The following is a 12,421-nucleotide window of genomic DNA, read 5'->3' on the forward strand; positions in this document are numbered from 1 at the left end:
ACGCCGGCCCCGGTCGGCACGACGGGTCCGGCCGCGCGGCCGCATCGGGTGTCAGGCCCGGGGTGGGGCTGTCAGGCCCGGTGGTGGGGCGTCTCGGGGTCGATGCCGCCGGGCCGCTGCGCCTCGCCCGGCGCGGGAACGCCCACGCTGGGCGCGGTGGGCGGCATCGGCGGGTAGGGCGTGCCCATGCCGGCGGCCGCCCCCGTGGGCGGTGCGACGGGCCCCGGCCGTGCGGACGGGGCCGTGCCGTGGTGGACCGGGTGCGGGCGGGCGGCGCCGCGCAGGACGTAGGCCAGCACGCCGAGGAGGGCCGCGGTGATCAGTGCGGCGGCCCAGTCGGGCAGCCCGATGTCGAGGGCGAGGCCCACGGCCAGCGCGACGGCGGCTCCCGCGTACAGGGCGAGCGCGCCGGAGGCGGCGTACAGCGTGGCCCTGCGGCGCTGCTTGCGGGTCTGTTCGCGCAGTTCCTCGCGGATGGTCTCGCGTGCCACCTGCGCCAGCTCGTCGACGAGGTGCTTGTCCAGATGCTCCAGGTGATCGATGCGCTCCATGCGTCCCGGGTACCCGGCGCCTCCGGCCGGTAACGCGGTGCGGGGCGGGTGCGCGCGGGTCCGGCGGGGGCCGCCGAGGGGATCGGGTGAAGGGATCTCCGCGGTCCGTCCGGCCCAACTAGGCTTTCGCGCATGAACATTCTGGGAGCCACCCTGCGTGTCTGCGTGGACGATCTGGAAGCCGCCGTCCCCTTCTACGAGCGTCTCTCGGGCGCCCCGGCGATGCGCTTCGAGCGCGGTGGCGTGCGGGTCGCCGCGGTCGGCTGCTTCCTGCTGATGAGCGGGCCCGCGGCCGAACTGGAGGTGCTGCGCAAGGTCGCCGCGACGATCGCCGTGACGGACGTCGACCAGGCGCACCGGACGCTGGACGAGCTGGGCGCGGACATCATCGCGGGGCCTCTGGCGACCCCGGCGGGCCGCAACCTGATCGTGCGGCATCCGGACGGCACGGTGTACGAGTACGTGGACCGCCGCCCGGCGTGAGACGGGCGACGGGCGACGGGCGACGGGGATGGTTCAGGAGCGGCCGAAGGCGGTGACGACGGGCATCCCCAGGGCCGCGAGTTCGGCGGTTTCGTCGGCGAACTCGTCGCGGACGCCGAGGAACCGCACGATCCGGTGGTCGCGCAGGGCGCCCGCGAGCTTGTGGCAGCCGGGCACGGTGCCGAGGGCGGGCGCGGCCCCAGGTCGGAAGGGGCGTCGAGCACCACGAAATTCCGCACGCCCGGCCTCCGCGCCGACGTACAGTCGGGCGTTCAACGGCTTTCCCACGGAACACGCGGGACACGAAGGAGCGGACGCGGTGAGCGAGCAGACGGCCGAGCGGCACACCTACCGGGTCATCGTCCGGGGCACCTGGGACGGTCTGACGGAGGCGGCGCGCGCCCGGCTGATCGCCGAGGTCTCCGGGCACGGCCTGACGAGCATGCGGTTCACCGAGGAGGGCTCCCTGACGTACGAGCCGTCGCCGCTGAAGCACTTCTCGCTGCGTTACGTGGTGGTCTCGGACGCGGCGGACGGCGAGGAGATGGCGGGCGCGCTCGCCGAGGAGCGCGCCGAGACGACGCTGCGGGAGCTGGGCTACGGCTTCACCGGTCTGAAGTCGACGGTCACGGACCTGGACACGATGAAGATCAACCGGAAGGGCGGGCGGTCCCGGGGGAAGGCGGGCCACCCGGGGAACGCAGGTCAGCCGGGGAGCGCGGGGAGCGCATCTCGGCGGTGAGCGCCCACCGCTCGTGGTCGCGCCAGTCCCCGTCGATGTGGATCATCTTCGGGGAGAAGCCCTCCAGCCGGAACCCGCAGGCCCGCGCGAGGGCGATCGAGGCGGCGTTCCCGGGCTGCACGTTGATCTCCAGCCGGTGCAGTCGCATCGGCCCGAAGGCGTGGGCCACCACGAGGTCGAGCCCCTCGCGCATCAGTCCGCGCCCGGCGGCGTGCGCGAAGGCGCCGTAGCCGAGCGCACCGCACTGGAAGCCGCCCCCGACGATGTTGTTGATGTTGATGAACCCGGCGACGGCCCCGTCGTCCAGGGTGCACACGAGGAACCCGGCCTTCGTCGGGTCCTCGATGAGCCGTCCCGCGTAGGCCCCGTAGGCCTCGGTGGTGGCCGGCGGGAACAGCCACGGACGGTGCAGGTCCGCGCTCTCGCGGACCCGGGCCGTGAACTCGTCCGCGTCGGCGTGGGAGAAGTGGCGTATGCCCACGCGGGGGCCCTCGGCGAGGTGGCGGGACGTGGTGTGCGGCATCGGGCCAGCGTACGGCGCGGTCAGTCGCGCCGTCGGGTCAGTCGCGCCGTCGGGTCAGTCGCGCCGTCTGACGGCGTACGCGCCGCACAGCGCGCCGACGGCCCCGGTGGCGAGCATCGCCGTCCACAGCGGCACCGTCACCGTCGCCTCGGGGACCAGCAGCCTGATCCGGGTGGCGCCGGTGTTCTCGAAGATGAAGATCAGTGCGAGGAGGGCGAACGCCAGGACGGTGATCCTGGTGGGCGCCGGCGCGCCACCCGTCCCGCCACCCGTCCCGCTGGTCTTCCCGCCGCTCTCGGAGGTCTTCGGACTCATACGACCAGGGTGGGCCCGCCGGTGCCCTCCCGCGCGGCGGAGGACTGCCCGCGGGTGACGTCCGCCCCCCCCCGCTCCGCCACCCGCTCCGGCCGGCGGTGGCCCGCCGGGTGACGTCCCGGCCACCCGCCCCGGCCGGCGGTGGCCCTCGCGGGTGACGGGCCCGGTCCGGGGCTCAGCTCAGGGCGGGCGCGGCGAGGGTGAGCGTGCCGGTGTCCGCGTCGAGTTCGGCGGCGACCCCGAAGGGCACCGTCAGCGCGCCGTCGCAGTGGCCGAAGCCGAGTTCCTCGACGACCGGCACGCCGAGCCCGCCGAGCCGGTCGGCCAGCACGGGCCGCAGTTCCTCGTAAGGGCCGCACTGCGCCCAGGAGCCCAGCGCGATCCCGGCGACACCGTCGAGCCAGCCGGTCCGCAGGAGGTGGGTGAGCGTCCGGTCGACGCGGTACGGCCGTTCCCCGACGTCCTCCAGGAGCAGCAGTCCGCCGCGGGCGCCGGAGCGGGTGTGCGGGGTGCCGTACCCGGTGGCGAGGAGGGTGAGGCAGCCGCCGAGGGTGACGCCGCGGGCCCGGCCGGGAGCGAGGGCGGTGCCGGTGGAGGTGAGGGTGCGGACGGTCTCCGGGGCGAACAGGGTGGCCCTGAGGTGTTCCCGGGCGCGGGCGTTCTTCACGAAGTCGATGCCGGCGGCGACGGGGCCGTACAGCGTGACCAGGCCGAGGCGGACGGCGAACGCCTCGTGCAGGGTGGTGCTGTCGCTGAAGCCGAGGAACACCTTCGGTCCGGCGGCCCGCATGGCCTCCCAGTCGAGCAGGTCGACCATGCGCTGGGCGCCGTACCCGCCGCGCGCGCAGATCACCGCGTCGACGGACGGGTCGCACCATGCGCGCTGGAGGTCGGCGGCCCGGTCGGCGTCGGTGCCGGCCAGGTGGGGCAGCGCGCCGTGCACGTCCAGGACATGGGGTGCGGCGAACGGGTCGAGGTCCCAGCCGCGCAACAGGTCGAGGCCGGCCTGGAGCCGTTCCTCGGCGACGGGTCCGCTGGGCGCGACGACCGCCACCCGGGCACCGGGGGCGAGCCGGGGCGGCCGCACGAGTTCCTTCACGGGGCCAGCTCCAGGGTGGGGATGCCGGACACACTCGACCCGAACACCTGTGCGTGCGGGGACGGTTCGGCCTCCAGGGCGCGCGCCACCGTCTCGGCCCGCCGGAAGCCGTGCTCGCCCTCGAAGGCGAGGTAGGCGTGCGGCACCCGGCCCGCCCAGGGCTGTCCGTCGTACCCGTGGATCCTGCTGCGCACGTGCCGCGGCGCGGGCAGGACCGGCTCCTCGGTGCCGTCGGCCCGCCGTCGCACCAGTGTGCGCCGACCGCCCTCGGCGGGCCGGGGGGCCGTCCACCACACCTCGTCGCCGACGAAACCGACGTACTCGGGACGCCCGGCGTGCGCGGCGGCGAGGCGCGCGTCGAGGGGGAAGGGCCAGGCGCCGTACGACAGGTTCCGCACGTCTCGCTCCTCTAGGCCGTGCGCAGGAAGCGGTCGAGGACGTCGACGCCGAAGTGCAGCGCCTCGACGGGGACCCGTTCGTCGACACCGTGGAAGAGGGCCTGGTAGTCGAGGCCCTCCGGCAGCTTCAGCGGGGCGAAGCCGTAGCCGGTGATCCCGAGCCGCGAGAACTGCTTGGCGTCCGTGCCGCCGGACATGCAGTACGGCACCACGTGCCCCTGCGGCGCGAACTCCTCGACGGCCGCCCGCATCCTGGCGTACGTCGGCGAGTCCACCGGCGCCTGGAGGGCGACCTCGCGGTGCTCGAACTCCCAGCTCACGTCGGGCCCGGTCAGCGCGTCGAGGGTGGCGCGGAACTCGTCCTCGAAGCCCGCGAGATAGCGTCCGTCGACGTACGCCACCGCCTCCCCCGGAATCACGTTGATCTTGTAACCGGCGTCCAGCATGGTCGGGTTGGCGCTGTTGCGGACGGTCGCCTCGACCAGGCTCGCCGCCGGACCGATCTTCTCCAGCAGGCCGTCCACGTCGTCCAGGTCGGCCTCGATGCCGTAGAGGGCGGCGATCTCGGTGAGCGCGGCCGTCACGGTGGGGGTGAGCCGCAGCGGCCACTCGTGTTCGCCGATGCGGGTGACGGCGGCGGCCAGCCGGGTCACCGCGTTCTCCCGGTTGACCTTGGAGCCGTGTCCCGCGCGTCCGCGCGCGGTCAGCTTCAGCCAGCCGGTGCCGCGTTCGCCGGCCGCGACGGGGTAGATCTCGCGTCCGGTGCCGTCGTGGAAGGTGAACGCGCCCGACTCACCGACGCCCTCCGTGCAGCCTTCGAAGAGGTGGGGGTGGCGGTCCGCGAGGAACCCGGAACCGTCCTCGGCGCTGGCCTCCTCGTCCGCGGTGAAGGCGACGACGAGATCGCGCCGGGGCCGGACGCCCTCGCGGGCCCAGGACCGGACGACGGCGAGGATCATCGCGTCCATGTTCTTCATGTCGACGGCGCCGCGCCCCCACACGACGCCGTCGCGCACCTCCCCGGAGAAGGGGTGCACGCGCCAGTCCGCGGGCTCGGCCGGCACCACGTCCAGGTGCCCGTGGACGAGCAGGGCGTCCGCGGACGGGTCGGCGCCCTCGATGCGGGCGACCACGTTGGTACGGCCCGGCGTGCGCTCCAGCAGCGTCGGCTCCAGGCCCGCCCCGGCGAGCTGTTCGGCCGCGTACTCGGCCGCGGGCCGCTCCCGGCAGTCCCCGCCGCCCCGGTTGGTCGTGTCGATCCGGATGAGGTCCGAGGTGAACCGCACGACCTCGTCCCTCGCCTGCCCGTCAGCCATACTGCTCCTCCACCGCGGCCGAGACGACCGTCGTGACCGCCTTGAACGTGCGAATGCCCTCGTACATGGTGCCGCTGGTGTAGGCGACCCTGCGCTCCGCGGTCCGCGCCACGCCCGGCACCACGGTCGCGGCCATGGCCAGGTGCTCGGCGTCGAACTCCACGGCGACGGTGAACGGTCCCGCGTCCACCGGCTCCCGGCGCACCGCCAGCCGGGCGGCCTCCTTCGCCGCGGCCCGGATGTCGGCGGCGGTCCTGGCCGGGGTCCGGCACACCGCCGCGTACCGCGACACGTGGTCCTTGACGGCGACCTTCAGCGCCTCGGGCGCGTACCCGAGCGCGTCCTCGCAGGCCACGTCGTCACCGGTGACCAGCACGACCGGCACCCCGTACTCGGCGACGACCCGCGCGTTCAGCAGCCCCTCGCCGGCCCGTACGCCGTTCAGCCACACCCCGGTGATGGAGTTGGCGAGGTAGGTGTGGGCGAGGACTCCCTCCTCGCCGGCGCCGGCGTGGTAGCCGACGAACGCGACGCCGTCGACGTCTCCGTACTGGACGCCCTCCACCATGGACAGCGCCTTGTGCCGCCCGGTGAGCAACTGCGCCCGCTCGTCGAGCCGCTCCAGGAGCAGGTTGCGCATCGTCCAGTGCGCCTCGTTGATCAGGACGTCGTCGGCACCGCCGTCGAAGAACCCGAGGACGGCCGCGTTGACGTCGGAGGTGAACAGCGCCCGGCAGCGCTCCCACTGCGGCGTCCCCGGCAGCACGTCGGCGGGCCAGGTGACGCCGGTGGCGCCCTCCATGTCGGCGCTGATCAGGATCTTCATGCCCGCGTCCGTCCTCTCCCTCAAGCCCCCCCGAGCTTAACGGTCCGTCGCCGAAGCCCGCCGCGCCCCGGGCCTCGGCCCCGGGTGCGGACACCGCCCCCGCGCTCGACGGACATCGCCCCGCCCCCGCGCTCGAGGGGTCCCGTGCGGCACCCGTCGCACCGCACCGGCCGGGCCGCCGGACCCGTGCACCGGAGGAACGCCGGTCAGCGCCCGGGGAGGGGCAGTTCGAACCAGACCGACTTGCCCGCGGCGGTCCGGCTGGCGCCCCATTCCCGGGCCAGCGTGCTCACCACCCGCAGCCCGCGCCCTGACTCGTCGTCGGGTCCCGCGCTCAGCAGGGTCGGCAGCCCGTGGTCGTCGTCGTCGACCTCGCACAGCAGCGTCTCGCCGCGCACCAGCCGCAGGGTGACCGGCCGTCCGTGCGCGTGCCGCACGGCGTTGGTCACCACCTCGCTGACCATCAGCTCGGCCGGGTCGGCCAGTTGCGCGAGCCGCCAGTCGTGGAGCTGTTCGCGGACCGCGGCGCGGGCCCGGCCGACCTGGGCGGGGTCGAGGCGGAGGGTCCACTCGGCGACGTCGCCGGGCCCGATGCCGTTGAGCCGGGCCATCAGGAGCGCCACGTCGTCCTTGCGGCTGCCCCGGCCCGCCTTCGAGAACGTCGCGGCGAGGGCGCGGATGATGGTGTCGCAGGCGTCGTCCATCGAGGCGGCCGGGTGGGCGGCGGACTCGCACAGCGCCGCCAGGCCCACGCCGATGTCCTCGCCGCGCATCTCGACGAGTCCGTCGGTGCACATCACGAGGCGGTCACCGGGGGCCACGCGCACCCGTACCGCCTCGAAGGGCACTCCGCCGACGCCGACGGGGGCGCCGGTGGGCAGGTCGAGCAGTTCGCTGCGGCCGTCGCCGGCGCGCACCAGCACGGGCGGGACGTGGCCCGCGTTGGCGAGGTGCAGCTCGCTCGCGATCGGGTCGTAGACGGCGTACAGGCAGGTGGCGAGGTAGGTGTCGCCGAGGCGCCGGGCCAGGTCGTCGAGGTTGCGCAGGAGTTGCGCGGGCGGCAGGTCCAGCGCCGCCATGGTCTGTACGGCCGTGCGCAACTGGCCCATCTTGGCGGCGGAGTGGAGACCGTGGCCCATCACGTCGCCGACGACGAGCGCGGTGCGGGCGCCGGGGAGTTTCACGGAGTCGAACCAGTCGCCACCGACCCGCCCCAGCAGGGTGCCGGGCAGATAGCGGGTGGCGATGTCGCAGCCGGCCATCCGTGGCGGTATGTGCGGCAGCATGCTGTCCTGGAGGGTCTCGGCGACGCTCTCCTGGTAGGTGTACATGCGCGCGTTGTCCAGCACCAGGCCCGCGCGGGCGGCGAGTTCGGCGCCGGTGACCCGGTCCATGTCGTTGAACTCGGCGCGCTCGGGGTGGCGCAGCAGGACCATGAAGCCGAGGACGACATGGCGGGCCTTCAGCGGGACGACGAGCATCGAACGGCCCGTGATCAGGGGCCGGAGGTCGCGCTTGTCGAACTGCGAGGCGACGGCGTGGCCCAGCTGTTCGCCGATGCGCGGGACGAGGACGGGTTCGCCGCTGGTCATGCACTGGAAGAACGGGGTCTGCTCCGGAAAGGGCATGGCCTCGCCGACGGGCACCACGTCGTCCCAGCGGCCGGGTTCGTCGGTGTGCTCCAGGGCGACCCGGTGCCACATGGTCGTGGTGTCCGGCACGCCGTCGGGGAACTCCTCGCCGGCGAGCACCTGTTCGCGCAGATAGGTGCAGGCTACGTCGGTGAAGCGCGGTACGACGGCCCTGCTGACCTCGCCGATGGTGCGGGACAGGTCGAGGGAGGTGCCGATCCTCCCACTGACCTCGTTGAGGAACTCCAGGCGCTCGCGGACGGCGGCGTGCTCGAGGTCCTCGCCCTCGTCGTCGGGGTCCTCGGGCGCGGTCCGGCCGGCGACTGCGGCACGGGCGGCCCGCTCGCGGCGGGCTCTGCGCTCGACGCGTCGCGCGACTCCCCAGTCGGGGGTGACGGGCACCCGGTCGTTCTGGCTGAACTCCAGGACGGGATAACCCAGTTCGAGGACCTGGGAGACGATGCGGGCGCTCTCGTCGACGCTCATGCTGGGCAGGATCTCGGGGAGCCTGCGTGCGAGGTCCTCGGCGCCGGGGAAGTCGGTGTGCAGGGCGAAGCCGGGCGCGATGCGCTCGACGCGCGGGCCGTCGTCCCGGTCGGGCCGGTGCAGGCCCTCGGCGTCGGCGGCCAGCACCAGCAGCCGCTCGCTGCCCGGTCCGGCCAGGGGGTACGCCCACCACAGCACGTCGACGCGGGGCCTTTCCCACCCCGCGGGCCGGGGCTCCGCCCCGCTCCGCTCGGGCACGGTCAGCCGGGCCCGCCCGGCGGCCGGGTAACCCAGCCCGCGGTCGAGGGAGTTCCCCGGCCCGGGTCCGAGGCCGTCACAGGGCGCGTGGTCGTCGTACGGCAGGTGGTCGTCGTACGGCAGGTGGTCGTCGATGTCGGGGAGGGCGCCCGAGACGGGCAGCAGGTCGATGGCGGGCTCGCCGATCGCCTCTTCCCTGGGGACGCCGAACAGCCGGCGGGCGCCGCTGCTCCAGTGCGAGACGAGGCCGGCCCGGTCGACGACGACCACGGCGAGCGGGATGCGTCCGGCGTCCGCGACCCCGGGTGGCGCGCCGCTCCCCGCTCCGCGGCTGGGAGGTGTGTCCCTCTCGGTGCCACGGTCCATGGCCCAGACCCTCTCTCCCCAGAGCTGCACATGATCTCCCCCGCAGTCCCCACCGTACGGCGCGCACCGCTCGGGATGTGCGGCAATTCTGGAATTGGTTTCACCGGGGAAGCGCCTGGGTAGCGGGCCTCCCGGGGCTCTCTCAGTCCTCGTGGCCCAGTTGCAGATCACGCTCCGTGCGGCCGCCGCCGGCCACTTGCAGCACGGTGGCGACCGGCGGGTAACCCGCGGCGATGACGGTGTACTCGCCGGAGGACAGGTCGACGAAGCGGAAGGTTCCGTCGGGGCCGGTGGTGAGGGTGTCCACCACGTTGCCCGCGGCGTCCAGGAGCGTCACGCGCGCGTCCTCGACGGGCCTCCCGGCGGTGGCCCGGACCGTGCCGCGCAGCACGGCGCCACCGGCGAGTTCGACGTCCTGGCGGGTCTCCCGCGAGGCCTGCACGGTGACCGGCAGCGCGGCGGGGCGGAAGGCGGGGGCGCTGGCGGCGAGGGTGTACTCGCCGGCCACCAGCTCGGTGATGACGTACCCGCCCTCGCGCCCGCTGCGGGTACTGGCGACGACCTCGCCGTGGACGTTGGTGAGGGTGACGGCGGCGTCCCGCACGGGCGTGCCGTCGGCGGTGACGACGGCACCGGCGAGGCGTCCGGCACCGCCGAGGACGACGTCCAGCTCGACGGGGCGCTCACCGACGGTCACGGAGACCGCCTGCGGCTGGTGCCCGCCGGCGGCGGCGATCAGGACGTACGACCCGGAGCCGGGCGTGGCCAGCGCGTACCGTCCGTCCTCGCCGCTGGCGCCGCGCCCGATCTGCTGTCCGGCCACGTCGATGAGGGTGAGCGCGGCGCGCGGCACGGCGGTTCCGTCGGGGTGCTGCACCGTGCCGCAGACGGGGATGCCCGCGGTGTACGCGGCGCGGGCCTGCGGGACGGTGGCGTTCACGGGGGCGGGCTCCGTTTCGGTGGCGTGGTGGGACACCAGCGGTTTCTCCTTGAGGAAGAAGGCGAGGACGAGGCCGAGGACGAGCACCGGCACCAGGTACAGGAAGATCCTCGGCATGGCGTCGGCGTACGCGCCGATGTAGGCGTCGCGCAGCGCCGGGGGCAGGGTGTGGACGAGCTGCGGGGTGATCGACTCGGGGTCGGGGAGGCCGGCACCGGCGTCCCCGCCGTCGGGGAGGCGCTCGCGCAGGGAGTCGGTGAGCCGGTTCGCGAGGAGGGTGCCGAAGACGGCGGCGCCGACGCTGCCGCCGATCTGACGGAAGTAGTTGTGGGCGCTGGTGGCGGTGCCGAGGTCGGCGGGGCGCACGGAGTTCTGCACGGCGAGGACGAGGACGGGCATCACCAGCCCGATGCCGGCGCCGAGGACCGCCATCCAGAGGCTGTAGTGCAGCCGGGGCGTGTCGGCCTCGAGCCGGGACAGCAGCCACATGCCGAGCACGGCGAGGGCGCCGCCGAGGACGGGGTACGTCCGGTAGCGGCCGGTGTGGGTGATGAGCTGTCCCGAGACGACCGAGGTGACGACGATGCCGCCCATCATGGGCAGCATGAGCAGCCCGGACTCGGTGGCGGAGGCGCCGTCGACCATCTGGAGGAAGGTCGGCAGATAGCCGGCGGCCCCGAAGAGGGCGACACCGGTCACCAGCCCCACGAGGCTGGTCAGGGTGAAGACGGAGTCGCGGAACAGCCGCAGTGGGATGAGGGGTTCGGCGGCGAAGCGCTCGGCGACCAGGAAGAGGGCGGTGGCCAGGGCGGCGCCCGCGCCGAGGGACAGGACGATGCGCGAGTCCCAGGCGTGCTCGGTGCCGCCCCAACTGGTCAGCAGGACCAGGCAGGTGGAGGCGGCGGCGAGCAGCAAGGTGCCGAGCGCGTCGAAGCGGGGCCTGGTGCGCGGCTTGGGCAGTTCGAGGACGACGGCGACGACGGCGAGGGTGAGCACACCGAAGGGGACGTTGATGTAGAAGCACCAGCGCCAGGACAGGTGGTCGGTGAAGTAGCCGCCGAGCAGCGGTCCCGCGACGGAGGCGAGGCCGAAGGCGGCGCCGATGAGGCCCATGAAACGGGCGCGCTGCCGGGGCGGCACGATGTCCGCGATGATCGCCTGTACGCCGATCATGAGCCCGCCGGCGCCGACGCCCTGCACGGCGCGGAAGGCGATCAGCTGGTCCATGGTGCGGGCCCGTCCGGCCAGCGCGGAGCCGACGACGAAGACGACGATCGCGAACTGGAAGACGCCCTTGCGGCCTAGGAGGTCGCCGAGCTTGCCGTAGACAGGCAGGCCGACGGTGGCGGTGAGCAGGTAGGCGGTGATCGCCCACGACATCCTGTCCAGGCCGTGCAGTTCTCCGACGATCTTCGGCAGTGCGGTGGCGACGATCATCTGCTCCAGCGCCGCGAGGAGCAGCGCGAGCATCAGCGCGAAGAAGACCAGCCGCACCTGGCGGGGGCTCGGTCCGGCGCGCCGGACGGCCGCGGGCGCGGCGGGGGGTGGAGGTGCCGCCGCCGGTGCGCTCCGCGCCCCGTCGTGCAGGTCTTCCTGCACCGCAGTGGTCCCACCCACCTGCCGCTCCCCTCGTCGCACCTGCCGCACAAGTCCCGCGTGAAGCGACAACTCCGAGCAAGCGCGACGAGTTACGGCACCGAACCGGTCCGAAGGGAGAACCACCCGAACCGGTGAGGGGGAGCAACGGTCGGGATCCGTCGGACCCCTGACCGGCGGTGTGCTACTTCTCGACCTCGGTGGCGAGGTTGGCGAGGATCGCGTCGTAGATCCGGCCGAGGCCCTTGGGGGCGAAGGTCCTCTCGAAGAAGCCGCCGATGCCGCCCGCGCCGGTCCAGGTGGTGGTCACGACGACGCGGGACCTGCCCTCCCCTGCCGGGGTGACCCGCCAGACGGTGACCATGGAGGAGTTGCGGTCCTTCTCGACCAGCTCGCCGTCGGTGGGCTCGGTGACCTCCAGGAGGCAGTCGCGGACGCGCTTGCTGGTGGCCTGGAGCCTCCAGTGGACGAGGGTGCCCTCCCCGTCGCCGCCCTCGCGCACCTCGTACTCGCTGAACTGCCCGGGCAGCAGCTTCCCGCGCGTGCCGCTGTAGTCGGCGATCGTGTCGAACACCGTGTCAGGGGCCGCCGCGACGACCCGCTCGGTGGTGGCCTCGACCTGCGCCATGGGGTTCCTCCAGGTCCTTGTTGCTCGGTGGTTCCTCGGATCGGGGCAAGCCAACCACCCCGGTACCCGGCCGCCCAAATCGGGGGTGCGCAAGCGGTCGCGGGCCGGTCGGAAAGCATCCCCGCACGGTCATGGGAACACGCGCTCTCCTGCGCGTCCGGTGCCGCCGGACGCGGGGACGTCCCGCCGGGTCCGGCCGCCCGGGCCGGTGACGGGGCCGGTGACGGGGCCCGCCGCGGCCAGACCAGGTCGGACCTGACCAG

At 74.0% G+C, this 12,421-nt stretch carries 10 protein-coding genes and 3 pseudogenes; 2 read left to right on the forward strand and 11 right to left on the reverse strand.

Annotated elements, in window-relative coordinates; all coding sequences use genetic code 11:
- Positions 1–71: 71 nt before the first annotated feature.
- The gene (locus ACGFQC_RS16120) at positions 72–551 is read right to left on the reverse strand and encodes a phage holin family protein (RefSeq protein WP_363088717.1); all 480 of its coding nucleotides are present in this window, start codon (positions 549–551) and stop codon (positions 72–74) included.
- 132 nt (positions 552–683) lie between these two features.
- On the opposite strand from ACGFQC_RS16120, the gene ACGFQC_RS16125 reads away from it, so the two are divergent.
- On the forward strand, positions 684–1,034 hold the full coding sequence (locus ACGFQC_RS16125; protein WP_363088716.1) for a VOC family protein: 351 nt from the start codon (positions 684–686) through the stop codon (positions 1,032–1,034).
- A gap of 114 nt (positions 1,035–1,148) precedes the next feature.
- On the opposite strand, the pseudogene ACGFQC_RS16130 reads toward ACGFQC_RS16125, so the two are convergent.
- Positions 1,149–1,273, reverse strand: a pseudogene (locus ACGFQC_RS16130) (arginase family protein); the annotation flags it as partial.
- Positions 1,274–1,353: 80 nt separating this feature from the next.
- Between ACGFQC_RS16130 and ACGFQC_RS16135 the strand changes: the two are divergent.
- Positions 1,354–1,710: pseudogene (locus ACGFQC_RS16135) on the forward strand (DUF6204 family protein); the annotation flags it as partial.
- Here the strand turns inward: ACGFQC_RS16135 and ACGFQC_RS16140 are convergent.
- From ACGFQC_RS16140 to ACGFQC_RS16180, 9 genes and pseudogenes are all read right to left on the reverse strand, one after another.
- A complete protein-coding gene (locus tag ACGFQC_RS16140) occupies positions 1,685–2,299 on the reverse strand; it encodes a GNAT family protein (RefSeq protein WP_363088715.1) in 615 nt (204 codons plus the stop codon). The pseudogene ACGFQC_RS16135 and the gene ACGFQC_RS16140 overlap by 26 nt on opposite strands.
- A gap of 54 nt (positions 2,300–2,353) precedes the next feature.
- Positions 2,354–2,614, reverse strand: a complete 261-nt coding sequence (locus tag ACGFQC_RS16145) for a DUF1049 domain-containing protein (protein WP_363088714.1) — start codon at positions 2,612–2,614, stop codon at positions 2,354–2,356.
- Positions 2,615–2,789: 175 nt separating this feature from the next.
- Entirely contained in the window at positions 2,790–3,713 is a 924-nt protein-coding gene (locus ACGFQC_RS16150; protein WP_363088713.1) for an LD-carboxypeptidase, read from the reverse strand.
- A gap of 143 nt (positions 3,714–3,856) precedes the next feature.
- Positions 3,857–4,111, reverse strand: a pseudogene (locus ACGFQC_RS16155) (S9 family peptidase); the annotation flags it as partial.
- An 11-nt stretch (positions 4,112–4,122) separates the two neighbouring features.
- Positions 4,123–5,427: a M20/M25/M40 family metallo-hydrolase gene (locus tag ACGFQC_RS16160; protein WP_363088712.1), complete on the reverse strand. Its 1,305-nt coding sequence runs from the start codon at positions 5,425–5,427 to the stop codon at positions 4,123–4,125.
- Positions 5,420–6,253 carry a M55 family metallopeptidase gene (locus ACGFQC_RS16165; protein WP_363088711.1) on the reverse strand — a complete coding sequence of 278 codons (834 nt, stop codon included), beginning with the start codon at positions 6,251–6,253 and terminating at the stop codon, positions 5,420–5,422. The genes ACGFQC_RS16160 and ACGFQC_RS16165 overlap by 8 nt, the downstream gene beginning before the upstream one ends.
- Before the next feature lie 206 nt (positions 6,254–6,459).
- Positions 6,460–8,994 (reverse strand): SpoIIE family protein phosphatase, encoded by a 2,535-nt coding sequence (locus tag ACGFQC_RS16170; RefSeq protein ID WP_363088710.1) that lies wholly within the window; start codon positions 8,992–8,994, stop codon positions 6,460–6,462.
- 142 nt (positions 8,995–9,136) lie between these two features.
- Complete coding sequence (locus ACGFQC_RS16175) at positions 9,137–11,551, reverse strand: MFS transporter (RefSeq protein WP_363088709.1); 2,415 nt, start codon at positions 11,549–11,551, stop codon at positions 9,137–9,139.
- 163 nt (positions 11,552–11,714) lie between these two features.
- Complete coding sequence (locus ACGFQC_RS16180; protein ID WP_363088708.1) at positions 11,715–12,158, reverse strand: SRPBCC family protein; 444 nt, start codon at positions 12,156–12,158, stop codon at positions 11,715–11,717.
- Between the last annotated feature and the right edge of the window lie 263 nt (positions 12,159–12,421).

The sequence above is a fragment of the Streptomyces sp. NPDC048734 genome (assembly GCF_043198675.1).
Taxonomy (GTDB): Bacteria; Actinomycetota; Actinomycetes; order Streptomycetales; family Streptomycetaceae; genus Streptomyces.